Below are 23,178 nucleotides of genomic sequence, written 5' to 3' on the forward strand. Positions count from 1 at the left end.
TTCAACGGATCGGCCTCTGGATCGTGGACACTGCCTGGGCGATGCCCCGCGCCGCGAAGGAGCCGGCGTCGGCACGCCGCCCCAGCAGGATCAATGGAACCGTCGTCTTCCTCGCAACCTCGAGCGCGAAGGGGCCGAGCGAGGGCTTCTCCCGGCCGCGGTTCTCCATCCCCATCACGACGAGGTCGTTCGCCTCCGCGCGGTGTGCAATGCAATCGACCGGGTCATCGGTGAGTTCGAGTTCCACTCGATATGGACCCGCGGCCTCGTCGCGCGCGAGGCCACGCAGGACGCGATCGAACCTGCGCCGGGTCTCCCCCCCCGCTCCCGAGGGCAGGGCCCGTATGAAGGTCAGGGTCGGAGCGGTGGAACGCGACAGGCTGGCGAGCAGGCGGGCCCGCAGGTGGCTGTGCGCGCTCCGCCCCCCCACCGGCACGAGGATCCGCGTCGCTTCGGAGATCCTCCAGCGAGGCGGCGCGCGGACGATGACCACATCGGCTTCGATGTTCGAGATCAGCCCCTCCAGCCGGGCCTCGACGCCGGGTTCCGTGATGCGGGGCAGGCCCACGAGTACGGTCTCGCAGCGGTGCAAGTCCGCGACCCGAGCGATCTCGCTCCACACATCCGTCGCGATCGTGAACAGCGTTTCGGGCCGCGCCTGGCTCTCGAGGCTCCGTCCCATGGACTCCGACAGGATGTCCTGCGCGTCGCGGATCGCCGCGTCGTCCGGGAGGGCGTCTCTGCGCAGTACCGAGAGGAGGAGGACCCGGCCGACGTTCGGCGTGCACACGGTCGCCGCCACGTCGGTCAGGCTCGCCGCGCTGGCCGGGTTCGCGATCGGGGCGAGTACGAGCGGGCTCCGTCCCCGCGACCGGGCCAGGTCCGGATCCCGGGCCTCCGCGCTCGCGTCGGCCAGCCGCGCCCCGGGGGCGAGCGCCATCAGATAGAGGGCGACCCCGATGCCGAGCCACACGACCGCGACGCGCCCCGCCGCGGGGACGGCGACCGCCTGGAAGACCGCCAGCCCGAGGCAGAGGACCGCTCCGGCGACCGGAACGAACGGAAGGCGCAGGTCGCCGGCTCGGCGCTGCGCGAGGATCGCCGTGCAGTGGACCATGGCGAAGGAGACGAGGAAGATGAGGCTGGAGGCGGCCCCCGCCGCGGCGACGCTGCCGACCGCGAGCACGATCATCGCCATCATGGCGCCGGTCGTGACCACGGCGATCGCCGGCGTGCCCGTCCGCCCGCGCATCTCCCCCACGCGCCGCGGGAGGGTCCGGTCGCGCGCCATCGAGAAGGCGACGCGGGAGGCTCCGAACAGGTTCGCGTTCAGCGCCGACAGCATCGAGAGGAGTCCGGCCCCGATCACGAGCCAGTAGCCGGCCACGCCCATGTACCGCTCCGCGGCCGCCGCGACGAGCCCCTCGGGGTTCGCCTCCGCCGCGGCGTGGATCCCGCCCGGGGGCGCCCCCACCGTGGCGATGATGATGAGGAGCGGGATGTAGATGACGAGCGCGATCCCGAGGGAGAGGTACATCGCGCGCGGCAGGGTCTTCCGCGGGTCCTTGACTTCGCCTCCCACGGCGGCGATGAGGTCGAACCCCTGGAGGGCGATGAAGGTGTACCCCATCGCCTGCAGCACGCCGAGCGAGCCCGCCGGGGCGAACGGACTCAGACGGCGGAGCGCCTCCGCGGGGGCGCCGGCAACCCACGCCCAGGCGCCCCCGCCGAGGAGCACGACGAAGACGATGACCTTGCCGATCGTGGCCGCGTTGCCGCCGCCCGCCGTGCGCTCCACGAGCAACCAGGAGTAGACCGCGATGGCCGCGAGCGCGATGATGAGTGCCCCCCGCCCGTCCCCGACCCAGCTCCACGACTCCGCGAGCCCGGGGAGGAGTCGCAGCAACCCTTCGACGGAGAAGGCGGCGAAGCCGAGGGCGTAGAGGACGCCCGCCACGATCGAGGCGAACCAGACGACCCAGCCCACCACGAACGCGACCTCGATCGAGAGGACCCGCTTGGCGTAGGTGTAGGTGCCGCCGGACTCCGGGAAGCGGCGCGCCAGGCGAGCGAAGCTGACCGCGGTGAGGAACGCGATCCCGCCGTTGAGGGCGAAGGCGACGATGGCGGCGGCGCCCGCGGTGGCGAAGGCGACCCCGGCGAGGGCGAGGATGCCGCCCCCCACGATCGCGCCCACGCCGAGCGTGGTCGCGCCGTAGAGTCCCAGGTGCCGTTCGTGCCCTTCGTTCATTCCGGTGTCGAGAGCTTCCGTGTGGGTGGGTCCCCGGCATGGTAGCGATGGCCGCGATTGTCTCGGGCGGAGACCGCGCTAATCTTCGGCGCACGCCGTGACGTTGTCACGGTCGACGTCCCCCGTGCCTCGCGTCCGAAGGGAGTCCTGCCCACAAATGAACGCCGAATCGAACGCCGAATCGAACGCTCCGGCCCTGTTCTCAAAACGCTCCCTCGAACTCCAGGAGCGCGTGCGCGCATTCATGGAGGCGTGGATCCAACCCAACGAGACCACCTTCGAGCACCAACTCGAGACGGCGGCGAACCGATTCTCGACCCCGCCGATCCTCGAGGAACTGAAGGGGCGAGCGAAGGAGGAAGGGCTGTGGAACCTCTTCCTCCCCCCCGACGCGGAGCCCGGCGTCGACCCGGAAGCCCGCTACGGGGTGGGCCTCTCGAACCTCGAGTACGCACTCATCTGCGAGACGATGGGGCGGGTGGAATGGGCCCCGGAAGTCTTCAACTGCAACGCGCCGGACACCGGCAACATGGAGACCCTCGCCCGCTACGGGACGGAGGCGCAGCGCGCGGCCTGGCTGGAGCCGCTGCTCGCGGGGGAGATCCGGTCGTCGTTCGCGATGACGGAGCCGGACGTCGCTTCCTCCGACGCCACGAACATCCGCTCCTCAATCGTGCGCGAGGGGGACGAGTGGGTGATCGACGGGCACAAGTGGTGGGCCACGCAGGCGCCCCGGGCCGAGTGCGGGATCTTCATCTTCATGGGAAAGACGGATCCGGACGCGGCCCGCCACCTGCAGCAGTCGATGGTCCTCGTGCCGCGGGACGCGCCGGGGGTCGAGGTCGTGCGCCACCTGGACGTGTTCGGATATGACAGCGCGCCGCTGGGCCACGGCGAGGTGCGGTTCAACGGGGTGCGGGTGCCGGCCGATCACATCCTGCTCGGCCCGGGGCGGGGGTTCGAGATCGCCCAGGGACGGCTGGGCCCGGGACGGATCCACCACTGCATGAGGCTCATCGGGGTCGCCGAGCGCGCGCTCGAGGCGATGGCCGGGCGGGCGAAGACGCGCGTCGCCTTCTCGGGCCCCCTCGCCGAGAAGGGCGCGCTCCGGCACGCGCTGGCCGAGGGCCGCATCGCGGTCGAACAGGCGCGCCTCCTCACCCTGCACGCCGCCCACATGATGGACACGGTCGGGAACAAGGCGGCGCGGCGGGAGATCGCGATGATCAAGGTCGTGGCCCCGCGCATGGCCTGCCGCGTGCTGGACCAGGCGATCCAGGTCCACGGCGCGCTCGGCGTGAGCCCGGACATCTGGCTCGCCGCCGCCTACGCCCACGCACGCACCCTGCGCCTCGCCGATGGCCCGGACGAGGTCCACCTGGAGGCGATCGCGAAGCTCGAGCTTCGAGGCTGAGCACCCGCCCGAGCCGAGCGCACCGCCCGCGCCCGAGCGACGGGCCCGCGCCGAGCACCCGTTCGCGCCGAGTTGTGCGTAAGAAGGACGTTGGCAACGCATAGCTCCGCGAGGCGTTGGGGGTGTTGCTGGAAGTCCCTGCGAACCCTTATGCCAATTCAAAATCAGATTTTCAATTGGCATAGGCCGACACAGGGGCACCGAGACTCCCCATGATGGCTCGAGATCTCGCGTTGCTCAGCCGGGCCGCAGCGACCGTGCCCGTCGTGACCCTCACGGGCCGAGGCAAAGCAAAGCATGCACTCGATCCGACCGCCTAGCTCCGCGCGATACGCCACCCCGTCTCGGCGAGGGCGGGCGCCTTCCGGCCGATCTCGAGCGCGTTCCGGGAACTCGCGTTCCCCTGCATGGCGCGCGCGTACACGCCCTGACAGATGGAGGCGAGGCGGAAGAGCCCGAAGGCCATGAAGAAGTTCCAGTCCGGCACCCCGTCGCGCCCCGTTTGCCAGCAGTACGCCGCCACGTAATCCTCCTCCGAAGGGATGCCGAGCGCCTCGCAGTCCGCCCCGCCCAGCCCCTTCCACAGCGGACCCTCGGGCAGGTGATAGGTCATGCAGTTGTAGGCGAGGTCCGCCAGGGGATGGCCCAGCGTCGACAGTTCCCAGTCAACGATGGCGGCGACTTCCGGCTTCGTCGGATGGAGGATCATGTTCTCGAGACGATAGTCGCCGTGCGCGATCGTCGTCTCCCGATTTCCCGCGGTCCCCTCACCGTCGGGGATGTGCTCCGGGAGCCACGCGATGAGCGCCTCCATGGCCGGAATCTCGCGGTGGCGTGCGGCCTCGTACTGCTTCGTCCAGAGGGAGATCTGGCGCGCCAGGTAGTTGGACGGCTTTCCGAAATCCGACAGGCCGACCGACCGCCAGTCGACCGAATGGAGCCGCGCCAGGGTCCGGTTCATCGCGTCATAGATCGCCGTCCGTTCGGCGGGCGACGACGCCTCGGGGAGGCCGGGGACGGGGAGCACGCGCCCCTCGACATGTTCCATGACGAAGAACGTCCGTCCGATCACGTCGGAGTCCTCGCACAGGAGGAGCATCGCCGGTACGGGGACATCGGTGTCGGCGAGCGCCTTCATCACGCGGTACTCACGCTCCACGAGGTGCGCCGAAGGGAGGAGGTCGCCCGGCGGTTTCTTCCGGAGCACGAAGTGCCGCCCGCCGCCTTCGAGGCGGAAGGTGGGGTTGGACTGTCCGCCCTGGTACTGGAGGACCGTCAGGCCTCCGCGGAAGTCGTCCAGACCCTGCGCGCACAGGTAGTCGGCGAGGCGGCGTTCGTCGAAGAGGTGCGCTTTGGTGACAGGTCCCAGCGTCGACATCAACTCTCCCGCGTGAACTGCGGCCTGCGGCGGAGGGCGCGGGTGCGGCGTCCGTCCGGGCTCGGTAATGTGCCCCGTTCATCGTCCCCCCGAAACGGAGCGGGGGGCGGGCCGTGTCCCGAGCAACGAGACCTGGTTTCGTGACGATCGTCCGACAGCTGGCGGAAGGCGACCGCGCCCGGGTCGCCCACCTGCAGCAGCAGGCGTTCATGCTCCCCCCGGAGCGGATCGCGATCGCCGGAAACTATCCGCTCGAGCAGGGCTGGGTCGTGGAGGACGGGGGAGCGGTCCAGGGTTCCCTCCGGGTCCAGAAGCTGGGGCAGTTCTTCGGCGGACGCGCCGTGCCGTGCGCGGCGATCTCTTCCGTGAAGGTCGCGGCGGAGGCCCGCGGGCGCGGATACGGCGGGGCGCTCCTGGGGGAGGTGCTGGAGGCGCTGCGCTCCGAGGGGGTCGCGGCATCCAGCCTTTTCCCCGTCCACGGCGGCGTGTACCGGCGCTACGGGTGGGAGTTCGCCTTCGCCCACCAGCGACGGGCCCTGCCCATCTCCGAGTTGGCGTGGCGGCCTCCGACGGATGCCGCGGGGGTGACGGTCGAGCCGTTCGAGGAGGACGATCTCGAGGCGGTGTCGGCCTTCTACCGGAGCCGGGCCGCGGGGGAGAACGGGCCCTTCGACCGGGACGAGGCGTGGTGGGAGGAGCGCGTCCTCGCCCCGCGCTTCGGCCGCACCCCGTACCGGTATGTGGCCCGGTCCGGGGGCGAGGTGTGCGGCTACATGGTCTACACGCACGAGCCGTCGTCGGGGACGCTGCCGTACGGCTTCGATCTGGACTGCCGCGACTTCCAATGGGACGGGCCCGCCGCGCTGGCCGCGCTGCTCGACTTCGTCCGGGGCCACGCGGGGATGGGACAGCGGCTCGTGTGGCCGGGCCCGCCCGCGGATCCGATCGAACTCGTGCTCACGGGGATCGCGCCGACCGTCACGCGACGCATGGCGGGGATGTTCCGGCTCGTCGACGTGCCGGCGGCGTTGGCGGCGCGCGGCTATCCGGAGGACGTGGAGGCCGACCTGCGCCTGTGGATCGAGGACGATGTGCTGCCCGCCAACGCCGGTCCTGTCGCCGTCCGCATCGCGGGCGGGCGGGCCCGCGTGAGCGGCCCGGGGCGCGACGGCTCCCCGGCCGGGCCGGCATCCCGGGCCGCCCGGTCGGCCCCGCGCGTCGACGTCCGCGTCCTGGCCGCGCTGTTCACCGGGCAGCTCGACGCCGACACGGCCGCCCGGGCCGGGCTGCTCCCCGGCGTCGACGCGGACACCCGCCGGACGTTGCGCGCCGCCTTCGCCGGCCCCGCCCCGTGGATGGCGGAGTTCTACTGAGCCCCAGGAGGCCGCGCGGTGGGTGACGTCGAAGGCCCCATCTCGCCCGACGCGGTCTCGTACGGGCGGCGCCTGGGCGAGCTCGCCCGCGAGCGGCCCGACGCCCCGGCACTCGTCTTCGCCCGCCGCGACGGGACGGAACGCCGCTACACCTGGCGCGAACTCGACCGCGCGAGCAATCGCCTCGCCCGCCTCTTCGCCTCCCGCGGGCTCCGGCAGGGCGACTGGCTCGTCCTCGGCCTCCACAACTGTCCCCAGCACCCGATCGCCACTCTCGCCGGCTGGAAGCTCGGCGCCTGCGTCCTCCCCCTGAGCGCCCGGCTCCCGCCGACGGAACGCGACGGACTCCTCGCGCTCGCCGACCCCGCCCTCGTCATCGCCGACTGGGATCTCGCGGACTCGGGTCTCGCGGACCGGCCCCGGCTCGGACTTGCCGACCTCGAGCCAGCCGAAGCCCTCGATCCGGGCCCCCTCCCCGACCGCATCTCCCATCCCGGCAAGGCGGTCGGTTCGGGCGGCTCCACCGGCCGCCCGAAGATCATCATCGACCCTCGGCCGTGGGCCGCGGAACCCGGCGACACCTTCCGGGGAATGGGCGGACGCGTCGGCCTGCGGGAGGGGCAGAACGTCCTCATCCCAGGCCCTCTGTACCACAACGCGCCCTACTGCTGGTCACACTGGGCGCTGTTCGAGGGCTCGACCGTCGTCCTCATGGAGCGCTTCGACGCCGCGCTGGCCCTGGACCTCCTCGAGCGGCACCGCATCGGGTGGACGACGCTCGTCCCCACCATGATGCTGCGCATGGCGCGGGTCGAAGGGATCGAGCAGCGCGATTATTCCGCGCTGGAGGGACTCATGCACACGGCCGCGCCCTGCCCGCCCTGGGTCAAGCGGCGCTGGATGGACCTCGTCGGGCCGGAGAATGTGTTCGAGGCGTTCGGGGCCACCGAGGCGATCGGGGCGACGATCATCCGCGGCGACGAGTGGCTCGCGCACGAAGGGAGCGTCGGACGTCCCGCCGGGTGCGAAATCCGCGTCCTGCGCGAAGACGGACGGGAACTCTCCGCCGGCGAGGTGGGCGAACTCCATTTTCGTCTCGCCTCCGGAGAGCCCCCGGCCTACGAGTATCGCGGCTCTCCGCCCGCGCCCACGACGCCCGACGGATTTGTCTCCGTCGGCGACCTCGGCTGGGTCGATGAGGAGGGGTATCTCTTCCCGGCCGACCGTCGCACCGACCTCATCATCTCGGGCGGCGCGAACATCTACCCGCGCGAAGTCGAGGCCGCCCTCACCGAGCACCCGGATGTCCGCGACGTCGCCGTGATCGGCCTGCCCGACGACGAGTGGGGCAAGCGCGTCCACGCCGTCATCCTCCCCGTGGACGGCGCCTCCCCGCCAGCCGCCGAACTGGAGGATTTCTGCCGCGCGCGGCTCGTCTCATACAAGGTGCCGAAGAGCTTCGAACTCGTGGCCGCCTTCCCCCGCGACGAGTCCGGAAAGATCCGCCGCAGCGCCATCGTCGCCGAGCGGACGCGCGGTCGGCGCCGCTGAAGAGGCGTTCCCGCGGGAACGCCTTTGGACGACCCCGGAGCGGGCCGACGCAGGACCCTGGACGGACCCGTGCGGGTACGGAGAACGGTATGAAGCGGATACTGCTGCTGGCGCTGCTGTTGTCGGGATGTGACAAAGAGCTTGTCCTCGACGGCTGCGGGGATGTCACGACCCTCGTGCCGTACAGCGTCGAGGGACCGGACGCGGTGCAGGTCAATCGTGAGGCGATCTACGCACTCGAGGGAGGAATGCCACAAAACGTGGAGTGGTGGCTCTGCGGCCGGAACACGGATCGGCCCACGTCGTCGGATTGCGTTTCATGGTACTACACCGGTCGGGACCGCGTGCTCGGAAGGTACGGGCAGCTCGATGGTGTCGGCGACGGGACCCACCGTGTGGTCTACCGCGCCCCGGCCGAGGCAAGGGATGTCTGGATCGTGGCAACCGTGGTGCTTCGGAGTACCGACCCCTTCTGCCCGCCTGCTGGCGAGGTGCGCAAGATGGTGAGGATAGTCGGAACCTAGAAGGCGTCCGCGCGGAGGGCGTCGATGCGTCGGGCGACGCCGGCTTCGTAGCCGGATTCCTCGAAGCCTTCGCGCTTGAACTGGATGATCCCTTCCTGATCCAGATACAGCGTGGTCGGATAGCCGAGGATCTCGTAGTCCAGGGCGAGGCCCTGCTCGTCGAACAGCACCGGGAACGTGAAGCCGCCCTCCTCGATCTGCTCGGCGACCTGTTCGCGGGGAGACCCTGCGGTCGCGACGGTGAGGAACACGACCTTGTCGTCGCCTTCGTACGTCTTCAGGAGTTCGACGAAGTGCGGGAATTCCTCGATGCAGGGGCCGCACCACGTCGCCCAGAACTTGAGCACGACGATCTTCCCCTCGAGGTCGCTCAGACGCCACTCGACGCCGGTCTGGTCCGCGAGGGCGAACTCGGGCGCCTCGCGCTCGATGCGCCGGCCGAGTTCCCGCAACTCCAGTTCCCTTTCGACGGGCGGGCGGCGCGCGGCGAGCCGCTCTTCCACGGCCTCCTCGGACAGGCCGATCGCCGCGGCGGTCTCCACGGCGGCGCCGCGATACCAACCGCGGAAGGCGGTGGCTTCCACGAAGACGTCGAGCGCCTCCGCGGGCCGATCTTCCCGAAGGAGGTGCCGCCCGTATTCCGCCAGCGTCCAGCTGCGGCGGGACTCCGTGGCGAGTTCCTCGAGCAGTGCTCCGGCCGCCTCGATCTCGCCAAGCTGGGTGCGTGCACGGGCCTGAATCACGCGAGCCTGATCGATGAAGCTCCGGCGTGACGTCTCCCGCTCCTGGCCTCGGCTTCCCGGATACAGGTATCCCGGGCGGTGCGCGCGGAGCGCCTCCTCGAGGGCAACCGCCTTCTCGAGCACGACCTCGGGCTGGATGCCGAAGTAGAGCAACGTGGCGAGCGTGGAACCGTAGACTCCGTCCTGCCACCGGATCTCGTCCATCGCCGCCGTGAACAGCGACTCGGCGACCTCAGGATCGAGCATCGGACCCGGCGGCTCGGCTGGCACGCGCGGGTAGTTCAGTTCGGATGACGACGGCTCCGGATCCAGGGAGGCCATCACCTCCGCCTGTACGGTCGCGTAGCGCCGGACAAACCATGCGGCGCGTTCCGAACGTTGCGGCGACTTCAGTCCCTCGGCGACGAGACGGGACAGTTCGTCCCACCGGTCGCCCTCGGCATCGCCGTACAGGGCGTCCTGCCAGTCGATGGCCAGATCCCAGTAGCGGAGGTCGTCCGCCAGGTGGCCACGGTCGGGCGCGGCCTCCAGGCGCTCCAGCCAGCGGTCCGCGTCGTCTTCCCGCCGGAGCAGGCGGAAGTCGTAGCCCGCCGCGAGCCGGTACAGGAGCGGCGCGGGAACGTTCGGATCGCCTTCGGCCTCGGCGGCGAGCGCGTCGAGGGCGGCCCCGATCGAATCCTTCACTACCTGGCCCCGGTCACCCTCCTCCTGATCGGCGAGTGCGATGCGGAGCGACCCCAGGGCGTGGAGCAGGATCTGGTCGTCGCTGCGCGTCGCCCCATGCTCGGCGAGGATCGCGGCGTAGGCGTCGAGCTGTCCGAGATCCGACGCCGCCTCTTCCGCATCGTCGTACATGACGGGGCGGTCCGGCGCGTTGCGGAGCGCCTCGGGGAGAACCCGCAGGATCTTCTCGCCATACCTCCGATCCGTCTCGAAGATGCCGGCCCAGCGGAGCGCGTGGACGTACCCCTCCCAGGCGGCGGCGTGCTCGGGTTCCAGTTCGAGCGCTCGCTCCCACGCCTGCGCGGCTTCCGCGTTCAGGCTGAAGTAGTTGGCGAGCGTCGCGTACTGCCGGTGCGCCTCGGCGTCGTCTGGAGATCGTGTCCGGGCCGAGTCGTAGCGGACCATGGCCCGCTCCAGTTCGATGGCCTCGATGTCCGCGGCCGCGTCGGCCATCAGTTCCGCCTGGGGGCGGGCGTCGGCGCAACCCGCGAGGACCATCAAGCTCACCACGGTAAAGGCCAGGTACCGTCTCATCGATTTCGCTCCTGTGGCAATGCGCGCAGCGTCTCCGGTACGGAGACAGACCCAAGATGGGGAGGGTTGCGCGGGGACGGAACGGGATCCGCGGAGGGACAGCCTTTCCGGGGGACGGGATGGCGTGGCATCCTCCAACGCCTGACGACCGGCGGCGGGAGCCGACTGCTGCCGGGGCGCCGGCACGAGCGCCGATCAGACCTCGACGACGACACCGGGGAAGCCCATGAGTGATCCACTGGCGGGGATTCGCGTACACCAGACGAGGGCGGCCGCGCAGGAAACCGGGGCCGGGCACGTCACTGTCGATCCCATCCGGCGCGCGGCGGTCGTGGGGGCCGGGCTCATGGGGGCGGGGATCGCGCAGGTGCTCGCGCTGGGCGGGCTGGAGGTCGCGATGAACGACCTCGGCGAAGAGGCGCTCGACCGGGCCGCGAAGCGCATCGAGCACGGGCGCTTCGGCATCCGGAAGGGCGTCGAGATCGGGAAGGTGGACGCCGCCGTCGCCGAGGGGGCCTTGGGCCGGCTTTCGGGAACGACCGACCTCTCCGAAGCGGTGGCGGACGCGGACCTCGTCATCGAAGCGGTGTACGAGGACTTCCAGCTCAAGACGCGCCTCTTCCGCCGGCTCGACGCCGCCGCCCCGCCCCACGCCATCCTCGCCTCCAACAGCTCGGGCTTCTCGATCGGAGCCTTCGCGGGGGCCACCGACCGGCCCGAACGCGTCATCGGGTGGCACTGGGCGACGCCGGCCTCCGTCATTCGGGTGGCGGAGATCGTCGTCCACCGGGGGACGGCCGACGCGGTGCGCGATGCGGTGGTCGCTCTCGCCCGCCGCTGCGGCAAGAACCCCGAGGTCGTGCAGGACCAGCCGCTGGCCTGGGGCTTCGTCGCGAACCGCGTGTTCACGGCCGCCCTTCGCGAGGCGCGCGAGATCGTGGCCGAGGGCGTGGCCACGCCCGAACAGGTGGACCGCCTGATGAAGGACTGCTACCGCTGGCCGGCGGGACCGTTCGAGATGGTCGCCGCCGTCGACTCCGGCTGGGAGGAATAGCATGTCGCCCGTGATCATCGGCGTGGTCGTCGTCTATCTCCTCTTCCTTCTCGTCATTGGGGTGTGGGGCGGGAAGGAGTCGCACGACGTCGAGGGGTACTACGCGGCCGGCAAGAAGCTTCCCGCGTGGGTCCTCGCCTTCTCCTCGAACGCGACCGGTGAGAGCGCGTGGCTCCTGCTGGGGCTCACCGGCATCGGGTACGCGCTGGGGATGCACGCGCTGTGGGTCGTGCTCGGCGAAGTGCTCGGCGTCGCCCTCGCCTGGGCCTACGTGGCGCGGCCGTTCAAGGCGTTCACCGACCGCTACGGTTCGATCACGGTCCCCGACTACCTCGAGGACCGTTTCCACGACAAGACGCACGCGTTCCGTATCGTGGGCGCGGTCATCATCCTCTCAATGGTCGCCTTCTACGTCGGGGCGCAGCTCACGGCGACCGGGAAGGCGTTCGATTCCTTCCTCGGCACCGGCTACCACGCGGGCGTCTTCCTCGGCCTCGCGGTGGTCCTCTTCTACACGGTCGTGGGCGGGTTCAAGGCGGTGGCGTACTCGGACTTCGCCCAGGGCGTGCTCATGTTCACATGCCTGCTGATCCTCCCGTTCGTCGGCATCAGCGCGGTGGGGGGCTGGGGCGCGCTCATGGACGGGCTGCGGGCGGCCGAACCGCTCGCCGTGTTCGAGGGGCTGCAGGCGGCGGGGTCGGACCTCCTGAGGCTCGACGGCGGACTCGGGCTCACTCCGCTCGGGATCGCGAGCGCGGCCGGGTTCGTGGGCGTCGGGCTCGCCTTCCTCGGCGCCCCGCAGCTTCTGGCGCGTTTCCTCGCGGCGCGCGACCAGCGCGAGATCCGGAAGGCGGGGCCGGTCGCCGTCGGCTGCATCATCGTGTTCGACCTGGGCGCCGTGTTCACCGGGATGGCCGCCCGCGTCCTGTACCCCAACCTCGCCGACCCCGAGACCGCACTCCCGGCGATGGCCGCGGGGCTGCTGCCGGATCTGTTCACCGGTCTCGTCCTCGTCGTCGTCCTCGCCGCCATCATGTCGACGGCCGATTCGCTGCTGATCCTCGCCTCCTCCGCGGCGGTGCGGGACGTCTATCAGAAGATCTTCCGCCCCGACGCCCGCCAGCGCGCGCTCTCCGTGCTGGGCAAGGCCGTGACGGTCGTGCTCGGGATCACGGGTCTCCTCCTCGCGCTCACGGCCGAGCGGGCGATCTTCTGGTTCGTCCTCTTCGCCTGGTCCGGCCTCGCGGCGGCCTTCGCCCCGGTCGTGCTGTGCTCGCTCTTCTGGGCGGGCACGACCCGCGCCGGCGCGGTGGCGGGCATGATCGCCGGCTTCCTCGTCACCATGCTCTGGGTCGTGCTCTTCAAGGAGGGCTTCTACGACCTGTACGAGATGCTGCCGGGGTTCGCCGCCGGATTCGCCGTCACGATCGGCGTCAGCCTGTTCACACAGCCGCCGCCGGACGCAGCCGAGGAATTGGCCGCGATCCGCGACGAGATCAGGTAGGAGGCCGATGCCCGTGCGCCTGGTACTGGTCGCGATGTTGCTGCCTGCGTTGTCCCCGGGGCTCGCAGCGCAGGACCTGGTCTCGCTCCTCCCTCCCATGGAGTGGCGCTCGATCGGGCCGGACCGGGGCGGACGTTCGATTGCGGTGGCGGGCCACGCCGAGCGGCCGTTCGAGTACTACTTCGGCGCGACCGGCGGCGGGCTGTTCAAGACGACGGACGGCGGGTCGACCTGGACGCCGGTGACCGATGGGCAGGTCGGCAGCGCCTCGGTCGGCGCGGTCGCGATGGCGCCGTCCGACCCCGACATCGTCTACATCGGCATGGGCGAGGTGCAGTTGCGCGCCAACGTCCTCCAGGGAGATGGCGTCTACCGCTCCGACGATGCCGGGAAAAGTTGGCGACACCTCGGCCTCGCCAACACGCACGCGATCGGGCGGATCCGCATCCATCCGACGGACCCTGACCGCGTGTACGTGGCCGCCCTTGGCCATCCCTTCGGGCCCAACCCCGAGCGCGGCGTCTTCCGGACCACCGACGGGGGCAGGACGTGGGAGAAGGTGCTTTTTCGCGACGAGCGCACGGGGGCCGTCGACCTCGTCATGGATCCGAGCGATCCGGACATCCTCTACGCGACGCTGTGGCAGGTGTATCGCAAGCCGTGGCGCCTGTGGAGCGGCGGCGAGGGATCGGGGATCTTCAAGTCCGCCGATGGCGGCGACACATGGAGAGAACTCACGCGCAACCCGGGACTCCCGGACGGAATGCTGGGCAAGATCACGGTCACCGTATCGGGCGCGGACCCGAACCGCGTGTGGGCGAACGTCGAGGCCGAGCGGGGCGGGCTGTACAGGTCCGACGACGGAGGCGCGTCGTGGGCATTCGTCAACGGCCATCGGGACATCTGGCAACGCGCGTTCTACTTCCAGCGCCTCGAGGCGGATCCGGTCGACCGCAACACGCTGTACATCCTCAACTTCCGGCTCATGCGCTCGACGGACGGAGGACTCACGCTCGAGAGCGTGCCCGAGTCCCACGTCGACCATCACGACCTGTGGATCGACCCCACGAACCCGCTGCGCATGATCAACGGCAATGACGGGGGTGGCGTGGTCACGGTGAACGGGGGTCGTACGTGGACTTCGATGCGGTATCCGACGGCACAGATCTATCGCCTGGCCACGACCGCGGACTTCCCCTACCACGCGTGTGGCGCGCAGCAGGACAACACGACCGTGTGCGTCTCGTCCGAGCCGACCCATCTGCGGGACCCGCGGGGCGCAAGCACGGAATGGATGTACCCGGTGGGCGGGGGCGAGAGCGGCTACATCGCGCCACACCCCGCCGACCCCGACATCTTCTACGCGGGCGCGACGAACACGCTCACCCGCTACGACCGGGCGACCGGCATCATGACGGACATCCAGCCGTGGCCGCGCATCGTCATGGGCGAGCCCGCGCGCGACATGCCCGAGCGCTGGAACTGGACCTACCCCATCGCGGTGGCGCCTGCGCCGCCCCACGCGCTGTACGTCGGATCGCAGCACCTGTGGCGATCCCTCGACGAGGGCGAGTCGTGGGCGAGGATCAGCCCGGATCTGACGCGCGCCGAGCCGGAGACGCTCGACGACTCCGGCGGCCCGATCGTCAAGGACCAGGACGGGCCCGAGATCTACGGCACGCTCTACTCGATCGGGCTCTCGTCGCACGAACCAGAGACGATCTGGACGGGATCCGACGACGGTCTCGTCCACGTCTCGCGGGACGGCGGCGGCAACTGGCAGGACGTCACGCCCCCCGACATGCCCCCTCACACGCGCGTGATGAGCGTGGAGGTGTCTCCGCACCGTCCGGCGAGCGCGCATGTGGCCGGGATCAGGTACGAGATGGACGACCGGGCGCCGTACGCGTGGAGGTCGGACGACTACGGGGCGCGCTGGACCCGGATCGGCGGCGGGATCCCCGATGGCGCCTTCGTGCGCGTCATCCGGGAGGATCCCGAGCGCGCGGAGCTCATGTACGCGGGCACCGAGAACGGCGTGTTCGTCTCCTTCGACGGGGGCGCGAGGTGGAGCGACCTGTCGTTCCAGCTTCCGGATACGCCCGTCACCGGACTCTCGGTCGAGGCGCGCGACCTCGTGATCAGCACCCACGGCCGCTCGTTCTGGGTGCTCGACGACATCGAGACGCTGCGGCAGCTCGACGCGGAGGCCGGCGGCGCGGACGTGCACCTCTTCCGGCCGGCCGACGCATTTCGGCGATCCGTCCCCGCGGTCATCGATTTCCGGGTGAACGCGCCGGGGAGTCGTGCGCGACTCGACATCCTGTCGGATGACGGAGAGTTCGTGACGACCCTCGACACAGGCCTCGTGCAGGCCGGGACCCACCGCGTGCGCTGGGACCTTCGCTACCCTGGCGCGGCGAGTTTCCCCGGGATCGTTCTGGAGGGGGGCGACCCTGGCGTGGGGCCGTGGGCGCCTCCGGGTCGCTACCGTGCGCGGCTCACCGTCGGCGACGCGACCGGCGACGTGACCCGCGAGGTGAGTTTCGACGTCCACCTCGACCCGAGGCTCGGGGACATCCCGGTCGCGGCGCTCACCGATCAGTTCCGCCTCGCCCTGGCGATCCGCGATGCCGAGACCCGGGCGAACACCGGCGTCATCACGGCGCGAGACCTCCTCGAGCAGCTACGCGAGATCGTCACCGGTAGCGATGACCCCGCCCTGAGGGAGGAGGCGTCCACCTTCGCGGCGGGGATCGAAGCGGTCGCGGGAGAGCTCTACCAGCTCCGGAACCAGAGCCCGAAGGACAAGATCGCCTTCCCCATCAAGCTGAACGATCGCCTGACCGGCCTGCGCAGCCACCTGGAGCGGGGCGACGGCACGCCGCTCGACGCCTACCGGGCGGTGTTCAACGAGCTGTCGGCCGAACTCGACGCGTACTTGCAGACCCTGGAGCGGCTGCTCGGCGACGACCTGCCCCGCCTCAACCAACGGCTCGAGGCCGAGGGACTCCCGCGGATAGAGATCTCGCGCCTGTCGGCCGACGCGGGGCTTGAAGCGCTTGACCCACTCCCTTCGTGGCGTGGCGGCCGACCTCAGGAATCAGTGGTCGGTCCCTCCTCCGACTCGTAGCCGCTCGAAGACATCGGAATCGCGGATCGCAGGGTTGTTTCTGGCCTCATCCGCCGGGAAGCCGCGTTGGCCACGTATGGTGGGGTCGGCCCCTGCGTCCAGGAGAGCCCGGACCACCTCCGGATCCTCCGCCAGCAAGGCGGCCAGGTATAGCGGCGTGTTGCCCCACTCCTTGCTGTTTGGGTCTGCTCCTCCCCGCAGTAGCGCACGCACGATGCCGACTTCCACACGCGCGGACACGGCCTCGTGAAGGGGCGTGCCGCCCCCCGGCGGCAGCTTGGCATTAGGGTCGGCACCGGCTTCAAGCAGCAGCGTCAGGATCTCCGGAGCGTTCCGGTTTGCCGCGAAGTGCAGCGAGGACCACCCCGCGGAGTCCTTTTGGTTCGGATCCCCTCCGTGCGAAAGGAAAGCCGCCACGGCCGTCGTATTCTCGTTCAGCACGGCGGCGTGGAGCGGAGGCGAGTCTGCGCCGGCCTCCAGCAGGAGGGTGGCCAAGGCGGATTTCCGTGCAGCGTAGTGCAGAGGAGTCCAGCCCAAGTCGTTCCTGACGTTCGGATCGGCACCGGTCGAGAGAAGCGCGCGAGTCGTCTCTGGATGCCGATTGTGGAGCGCCGCGATGTGAAGAGGACTTGTCCAACCCCTGCGCATCCTGTCCGACAAGTCCCCCCCTGCCTCCACCAAAGGGCCGACCACGACCGGGTTCTCGTTCCAGAGGGCAATGAACAGGGGGGTTTGGCCCAGGTCGTCCTCGCCTCCGGGGTCTGCGCCGATCTCCAGCAGGGCGTCGGTTACGGCAACGTGCCGGTTCCATCCGGCGGCCTGGAAGAGCGGTGTCCGCCCATTCGCGCTCCTGGCGTTGGGATCCGCCCCCGCGGCCACGAGAAGCCTGATGGAGGCTCCGCTGATGGCCCTCTCAGCCCCTGCGTGGAGGATCGTACGTCCCTCCGGATCGTGCACCGCCCGCACATCCAGCCCCGTGGAAAGGCAGGCGTGAAGGCGCTCAACCTCCCCCTCCCCGAAGATCGAGGCTTCCAGAGGCCCGAAGAAGGCGGTCGGTCCACAGTCCTGTGCAACGACAGAGGGTGCGAACAGGAATCCCAGCCCGGATAGCAGGGCGACTGCCTTGATCCCGTTGCGCACTGGCCCCCGCTCCTTGTCTCCGCTCCGACAGCGGTCGTTGGACTTTCCGAATCAACGTTCGAAGCGAGACGATGCGGACGGTTCGCGAGGCTGATAGCTGTGCGCGAACTTCGACTACGTGAGCTTTCGCATGCAGCCGGAAGTCGTCCTCACCACGAGCGCGCCCGATCTCGTCCGCGAGTGCGACCCGAAGTTCCTGCCTGGGGTTGTTGCTGGAAGTCCCTGTGAAAGCCTATGCCAATTCAAAATGTGATTTTGAATTGGCATAGGCCGACACAGGGGCGCCGACACTCCCATGATTGCTCGAGATCTCGCGTCGCGGCTCACGGGGGGCCGCACTTGGAAGGCTACACGCGGGCGGCGATCACCCCCAGCAGGCGGTCGACATCGTCGCGGTTGTTGAACATCGCGACGGCGGCGCGGAGGAGGCTCCCCCCCTCCTGGTACGTGAACCGGACCCCTTCCGCGTTCAGAGCATCGCCGAGTTCCTGCGAGTCTATCCCGTGGTAGAAGCTGACGATCGGTGACGGGTTGGCTGGCGGCGTGAACAGCTGCATTCCCAGTTCCGCCGCGCCCTCGCGAAGTTCGCCGGCGAGCGCATGCGTGTGCTCGGCGATGGGCGCCAGCCCCACCTCGCCGATGAACCCGAGCGCCGCGTCCATGGCCGCGACGGGACCGAGGGCGAGGCTCCCGTGCTCGAACTTCCGGGCGTCCGTCCTCAGCCGGTACTGGTGCTCCGGGAGCGTCTCGGCCACCTGCGCGTGGCCGAAGCGGTCGGGTTGCATCCAGTCGTGGTGCTCGCTCCGCGCGTAAAGGATCGAGCACCCGAAGTCGGCGTGGAGCCACTTGTACCCGTTGCCGCAGGCGAAATCGACGCCCTCGGCGTGGAGGTTGGTCGGGAACGTGCCGAACGCCTGGATCCCGTCCGCGAACAGGTACCCGCCCCGGGCGTGCGCGATCTCGGCCAGCGTCGGGAGGTCGTGCCGGAATCCGTTGCGGTTCGAGACCCACGCCACGCTGATGAGACGCGTGCGGTCGTCGGTGTACGCGTCGTAGTCCTCGGGGTGGGCGCGTCCCTCGCGTGAGGGGATGATCCGGAGTTCGACGCCCTCGCGCTTCTCCAGTTCCCGGTACACGACGAAGGCGGTGGTGAAGTGGAGTTCATCGATGACGACGTTGTCGCCCGGCCGCCAGTCGATCCCGTTGGCCACGACGTTCTCGCCGTCGCTCGTGTTGAAGAGGAAGGCGATCTCGGCCTCGTCCGCTCCGAACAGGGAGGCGAAGCGACTCCGCGCCCGGTCCACGGCGCGCCCGCGGCTCCCGGGATCCCGGTACGTCATCTTCTCGTCCGCGTAGGCGACGAGCGCCTCGCGGACCGGAAGCGGTGCCGGCCCCGTGGAGGCGGTGTTCAGATACGCCAGTTCCTCGGTGACCGGAAACTGACCCCGGATCCCCAGCGGGTCATCGTCCGAACGAGGGCCTGAACCGGAGCGCGGCCGGGGTTCGGCGGCCTTCGCGGGTTCCGCGACGTGCTGCGCGAGGGCGGGGACGGCGGGGAGTGCGAGCCCTGCGGCGGCGGTCGTCTTGACGAAGTTCCTGCGGCTCCAACCGTTCATCCGACTTCTCCTGCGTGCTCTGGCCTGCGTCGCGTCATGGACTCCGCGAAACGTACGCCTGAAACCCGCTCGCGGTACAGCACCCGACCTGCTGGCGGCGATTCGGCGCCGAGACGTTTCCGCGGAAACGTCCTCCCCGGTGGACCGGGGGCCGGAGCCGGATCTAGAATGCGCCGCTCACGCCGAATCTCCGACGACTCGAGCTGATGCAGCCTCGCCATGTCGAAACTGATCCTCGTCGCCCTCGCCGTGGGCGCCCTCTGGACCGCCGCAGGGGACAACGCCCAGGAAAACCCGGCTGCGACACACATCTCCGCCGCCGACATCCTCGCCACGATCGGGAACGCACCGGAGGGCCGAGTCAGCGATCAGCAGATCCGGCACATCGACGCGGGCGGACACAACGTGGGACTCGGCGTCGTCCAGCGCCCGCCGAGTACCTCGCTCGGGGCGATCCAGCACCACAACCAGACGGAGGTCTACTACGTCGTCTCCGGTCGCGGCACGATGGTGACGGGAGGCGAACTCACCGACGGGCGCTCGCTCGACCCCGAGGGCCAGACGGTGCGGACGCTCACGGGGCCCAGTTCCGTCGGCGGCATCGGAGGTGGGGAGAGCCGCGATGTCGGCCCCGGGGACATGGTCATCATCCCGGCCGGCTCGCCGCACGGCTTCAGCGAAATCACCGAGACGATCACCTACATCGTGGTGCGCGTGGACCCCGAACAGCTGGTCGAGCTAAAGTAGAGCCCGCAGGGGCCGGCACAGTGCCCTGCAGGTAACCCGCTTCGGAGGCAGACGATGAGCAACTTCACGCGACGAGACTTCATGGCGCTCACCGGCCTGGCCGCGGGCGGCGCGGCCGCGGCCGGCTGCGCACGCCCCGGCGGCAACCGCGGGTCGGGCGGCGGCGCGGGTGGAGGCCACGCGGACCTCGTCGTCCGCGGCGCGACCGTCTACACCGTGGACGACGACACTCCCCGGGCCGAGGCCTTCGCCGTGAAGAGTGGCCGCTTCCTCGCGGTCGGCTCGAGCGCCGACGTCTCGAACCTCATCGGCCCCGGCACCGACGTCATCGAGGGCGGCGGGGTGACCGTCGTCCCCGGCTTCATCGACGCCCACAACCATCCCTTCTATTCCGGCACGAAGCACCTCAAGCAGGTGAGCCTCGACGTCCGTTCGATCGAAGCCATCAAGAGCGCACTCGGCGAGCGCGCCCAGAACACGCCCCAGGGGCAGTGGGTGCAGGGCTTCCTGTACGACGACACGAAGCTCGAGGACGGCCGGCCGCTGACGCGCGCCGATATCGACGAAGCCGTCCCGGACCACCCCGTGTCGGTCACGCACCGCGGCGGCCACACCGGCGTCTACAACTCGCGGGCGTTCGAAGTAGCCGGGATCACCGCCGACACGCCCGACCCGCCCGGCGGCATGTACTACCGGGAGAACGGCGAACTCACGGGGCGCGTGGCGGAACGCGCCAAGGAACCGCTCGAGAGCCTGATCCCCGCCGGCACCACGCGCGCGGAGCGGCAGGAGAGCATCCGCCTCATCGGCGAGCGCATGGCCGCGGCGGGCCTCACCTCCGTCCACGAGACCGGCGCCGGCAACGACCTCGTCAGCTATCAGGACGCCTACGACGCGGGCGAACTTCACTTTCGCGCCTATGTCTTCCCCAACGGCGGGTCCGGCCTCTTCCCCGCCCTCAAGGCAGCCGGCATCCGGACGGGTTTCGGCGACGACTGGGTCAAGGTGGGCGGCATTAAGTACGGGGCCGACGGCTCAGCCTCCGAGCGCACGATGGCCATGTCGACGCCCTATGTCGGGCGTCCCGACGACTACGGCATCCTCACCATGAACCAGGAGGAGATCCACGAGGCCGTGGACGACGCGGTGCGGAACGGCTGGCAGGTCGGGATCCACGCGAATGGCGACCTCGCCATAGAGATGTGCCTCAACGCGTTCGAGCGGGCGCAGCGCGAGATGCCGCAGGCCGACCCCCGCTTCCGGCTCGAGCACTGTTCGCTCGTGAACGACGACCTCCTGCGCAGGATCCGGGACGTGGGCGCGATCCCGACCCCGTTCTATACCTACGTCCACTATCACGGCAACAAGTGGGGCGAATACGGCGCCGAGAAGATGGAATGGATGTTCGCGCACCGCCGTTTCCTCGACTATGGAATCCCGGTGGCCGGCGCCTCCGACTATCCCCCGGGTCCGTTCGAGGCGCTGATGGGCATTCAGAGCATGGTCACGCGCACGGACATGCAGGGGCGCGAGTGGGGTCCCAGCCAGAAGATCTCCGTCGAGGAAGCGCTGCGCGTGTGCACCATCAATGGCGCGCACGCGGCGTTCGAGGAAGGGATCAAGGGATCGATCACGGCGGGCAAGCTGGCCGATTTCGTAATGCTGGCGGAAGACCCGCACGCGGTCGACCCCTTCGCGATCAAGGAGATCGAGATCGTGCGCACCGTCGTCGGCGGGCGAACCACCTACGAAGCCTGAGATGAAGGAGACGAGGATGAGCGAGGTCAATCGCCGGGAATTCGTGGCGCTGTCGGGACTGGCGGCGGGGGGCGCCGCGTTGGCGGGTTGCGCAGCGCCGGGCGGGAGCGGGGGATCCTCCGGGGGCGGCTCCGGTCACGCGGATCAGGTCGTGACCAACGCCACGATCTACACCGTCGACGACGACAACCCGCGGGCCGAGGCGCTGGCGGTCAAGAGCGGCCGCTTCCTCGCCGTGGGTTCGAACAGCGACATCGCGAACCTCGTCGGGCCGGGCACCGAGCGGATCGACGCCGGCGGCGGCACCGTCGTCCCCGGATTCATCGACTCGCATAACCACCCCTCCTCGGCGGGCATGCGCCACCTCACGCAGGTGGACATGAACATCCGCACCATCGAGGGGATGCAGTCCGCGCTCCGCGAGCGGGCCCAGAACACGCCCCCGGGTGATTGGGTCGTCGGCTTCCTGTACGACGACACCAAGATCGAGGAAGGCCGGCCCCTCAACCGGCGCGACATCGACGAGGCCGTCCCCGACCACCCCGTGCAGGTTACCCACCGTGGCGGACACACGAGCGTCTACAACTCGAAGGCGTTCGAACTGGCCGGGATCACGGTGGACACGCCGGACCCGCCCGGCGGGCACTTCTACCGCGAGGACGGGGCGTTGACGGGCAAGGTGGCCGAACTCGCGCGGCGGCCGCTGCAGCGTCTCGTCCCCAGCGGGAGCACGCGCGAGGAACGCGCCGAGGGCGTCGCCCTCATCGGGCAACTGATGTCCGCCGCCGGGATCACCTCCGTTCACGAGACGGGGGGGAGCAGCCAGGGCCTGACCGCGCTGCAGGACGCCTACGACACGGGGGACCTCCGCTTTCGCATGTACTACTTCCCCTCCGGAGGCGGGGGGTTGTTCGCGGCCCTCAAGCAGGCGGGGATCCGCACCGGTTTCGGCGACGAGAACCTGCGCATCGGGGCCGTCAAGTACGGGGCGGACGGCTCGGCCTCGGAGCGCACCATGGCCATGCGCACGCCGTACATCGGGCGCCCCGACGACTACGGGATTCTCACGATGACCCAGGAGGAGATCCACGAGGCGGTGGACGACGCCGTCCGGGCCGGGTTCCAGATCGGGATCCACGCCAACGGCGACAAGACGATCGACATGTGCCTCAACGCCTACGAGCGCGCCCAGCGCGAGATGCCGCAGGCCGACCCCCGCTTCCGCCTCGAGCACTGTTCGCTCGTGGACGACCCGCTCCTCCAGCGCATCAAGGACATCGGCGCCATCCCCACGCCCTTCTACACGTACGTCCACTTCCACGGGAACAAGTGGGGCGAATACGGGCCGGAGAAGATGGAATGGATGTTCGCGCACCGGAGGTTCCTCGACTATGACATCCCGGTGGCCGGGGCGTCCGACTATCCGCCGGGTCCGTTCGAGGCGCTGATGGCGATCCAGAGCATGGTCACGCGCACGGACATGCAGGGCCGGGAGTGGGGCCCGAGCCAGAAGATCTCCGTCCCCGAGGCGCTCCGCATCTGCACGATCAACGGCGCCCACGCCTCCTTCGAGGAGGACCTCAAGGGCTCGATCACCGCGGGCAAGCTGGCGGACTACGCCATCCTCGGCGCCGACCCGCACACGGCGGACCCGCACTCGATCAAGGAGATCGAGGTGGTTCGCACCGTCGTCGGCGGCCGTACGACGCACGAGGCCTGAGCCAGGAAGCCTGAA

General features: G+C 69.9%; 15 protein-coding genes. 10 read left to right on the forward strand and 5 right to left on the reverse strand.

Features of this window, described 5'->3' with window-relative positions; translation table 11 throughout:
- Nucleotide 1: 1 nt before the first annotated feature.
- Entirely contained in the window at nucleotides 2-2,251 is a 2,250-nt protein-coding gene (locus tag ACOOHF_RS16885) for an amino acid permease (RefSeq protein WP_420462591.1), read from the reverse strand.
- 157 nt (nucleotides 2,252-2,408) lie between these two features.
- On the opposite strand from ACOOHF_RS16885, the gene ACOOHF_RS16890 reads away from it, so the two are divergent.
- The gene (locus tag ACOOHF_RS16890) at nucleotides 2,409-3,665 is read left to right on the forward strand and encodes an acyl-CoA dehydrogenase family protein (protein ID WP_420462592.1); all 1,257 of its coding nucleotides are present in this window, start codon (nucleotides 2,409-2,411) and stop codon (nucleotides 3,663-3,665) included.
- 316 nt (nucleotides 3,666-3,981) lie between these two features.
- Here ACOOHF_RS16890 and ACOOHF_RS16895 read toward each other — a convergent pair whose 3' ends face one another.
- Nucleotides 3,982-5,043, reverse strand: coding sequence for a phosphotransferase family protein (locus tag ACOOHF_RS16895; RefSeq protein ID WP_420462593.1), 1,062 nt, complete (start codon nucleotides 5,041-5,043; stop codon nucleotides 3,982-3,984).
- Between the two features lie 140 nt (nucleotides 5,044-5,183).
- Here ACOOHF_RS16895 and ACOOHF_RS16900 point away from each other — a divergent pair, with 140 nt between their 5' ends.
- From ACOOHF_RS16900 to ACOOHF_RS16910, 3 genes are all read left to right on the forward strand, one after another.
- The gene (locus ACOOHF_RS16900; RefSeq protein ID WP_420462594.1) at nucleotides 5,184-6,416 is read left to right on the forward strand and encodes a GNAT family N-acetyltransferase; all 1,233 of its coding nucleotides are present in this window, start codon (nucleotides 5,184-5,186) and stop codon (nucleotides 6,414-6,416) included.
- Nucleotides 6,417-6,434: 18 nt separating this feature from the next.
- Nucleotides 6,435-7,967, forward strand: coding sequence for an AMP-binding protein (locus tag ACOOHF_RS16905; RefSeq protein ID WP_420462595.1), 1,533 nt, complete (start codon nucleotides 6,435-6,437; stop codon nucleotides 7,965-7,967).
- Nucleotides 7,968-8,056: 89 nt separating this feature from the next.
- On the forward strand, nucleotides 8,057-8,491 hold the full coding sequence (locus ACOOHF_RS16910) for a hypothetical protein (protein WP_420462596.1): 435 nt from the start codon (nucleotides 8,057-8,059) through the stop codon (nucleotides 8,489-8,491).
- On the opposite strand, the gene ACOOHF_RS16915 is transcribed toward ACOOHF_RS16910, so the two are convergent.
- Nucleotides 8,488-10,491, reverse strand: a complete 2,004-nt coding sequence (locus ACOOHF_RS16915; protein ID WP_420462597.1) for a redoxin domain-containing protein — start codon at nucleotides 10,489-10,491, stop codon at nucleotides 8,488-8,490. The genes ACOOHF_RS16910 and ACOOHF_RS16915 overlap by 4 nt on opposite strands.
- Nucleotides 10,492-10,717: 226 nt before the next feature.
- Here ACOOHF_RS16915 and ACOOHF_RS16920 point away from each other — a divergent pair, with 226 nt between their 5' ends.
- From ACOOHF_RS16920 to ACOOHF_RS16930, 3 genes are read left to right on the forward strand one after another with little or no spacing between them, the layout of a single operon-like run.
- Nucleotides 10,718-11,545: a 3-hydroxyacyl-CoA dehydrogenase family protein gene (locus ACOOHF_RS16920; protein ID WP_420462598.1), complete on the forward strand. Its 828-nt coding sequence runs from the start codon at nucleotides 10,718-10,720 to the stop codon at nucleotides 11,543-11,545.
- A gap of 1 nt (nucleotide 11,546) precedes the next feature.
- The gene (locus tag ACOOHF_RS16925) at nucleotides 11,547-13,049 is read left to right on the forward strand and encodes a sodium/proline symporter (protein ID WP_420462599.1); all 1,503 of its coding nucleotides are present in this window, start codon (nucleotides 11,547-11,549) and stop codon (nucleotides 13,047-13,049) included.
- Between the two features lie 13 nt (nucleotides 13,050-13,062).
- Nucleotides 13,063-16,182 carry a VPS10 domain-containing protein gene (locus ACOOHF_RS16930; RefSeq protein WP_420462600.1) on the forward strand — a complete coding sequence of 1,040 codons (3,120 nt, stop codon included), beginning with the start codon at nucleotides 13,063-13,065 and terminating at the stop codon, nucleotides 16,180-16,182.
- On the opposite strand, the gene ACOOHF_RS16935 is transcribed toward ACOOHF_RS16930, so the two are convergent.
- Both ACOOHF_RS16935 and ACOOHF_RS16940 read right to left on the reverse strand, forming a co-directional pair.
- Entirely contained in the window at nucleotides 16,153-17,322 is a 1,170-nt protein-coding gene (locus tag ACOOHF_RS16935) for an ankyrin repeat domain-containing protein (protein ID WP_420462601.1), read from the reverse strand. The two genes, ACOOHF_RS16930 and ACOOHF_RS16935, sit on opposite strands and share 30 nt — an antisense overlap.
- A 347-nt stretch (nucleotides 17,323-17,669) precedes the next feature.
- The gene (locus tag ACOOHF_RS16940; RefSeq protein ID WP_420462602.1) at nucleotides 17,670-18,938 is read right to left on the reverse strand and encodes an aminotransferase class V-fold PLP-dependent enzyme; all 1,269 of its coding nucleotides are present in this window, start codon (nucleotides 18,936-18,938) and stop codon (nucleotides 17,670-17,672) included.
- 219 nt (nucleotides 18,939-19,157) lie between these two features.
- Between ACOOHF_RS16940 and ACOOHF_RS16945 the strand changes: the two genes are divergently transcribed.
- Genes ACOOHF_RS16945 through ACOOHF_RS16955 form a run of 3 tightly spaced genes read left to right on the forward strand, consistent with a single transcriptional unit; the run spans nucleotide 19,158 to nucleotide 23,163 of the window.
- Nucleotides 19,158-19,685: a cupin domain-containing protein gene (locus ACOOHF_RS16945; protein WP_420462603.1), complete on the forward strand. Its 528-nt coding sequence runs from the start codon at nucleotides 19,158-19,160 to the stop codon at nucleotides 19,683-19,685.
- Nucleotides 19,686-19,739: 54 nt separating this feature from the next.
- Nucleotides 19,740-21,443, forward strand: coding sequence for an amidohydrolase (locus ACOOHF_RS16950; protein ID WP_420462604.1), 1,704 nt, complete (start codon nucleotides 19,740-19,742; stop codon nucleotides 21,441-21,443).
- 16 nt (nucleotides 21,444-21,459) lie between these two features.
- Complete coding sequence (locus ACOOHF_RS16955; protein ID WP_420462605.1) at nucleotides 21,460-23,163, forward strand: amidohydrolase; 1,704 nt, start codon at nucleotides 21,460-21,462, stop codon at nucleotides 23,161-23,163.
- The last annotated feature ends 15 nt before the right edge of the window (nucleotides 23,164-23,178 follow it).

The sequence above is a fragment of the Candidatus Palauibacter sp. genome, assembly GCF_965216145.1.
In the GTDB taxonomy this organism is placed as follows: Bacteria; Gemmatimonadota; Gemmatimonadetes; order Palauibacterales; family Palauibacteraceae; genus Palauibacter.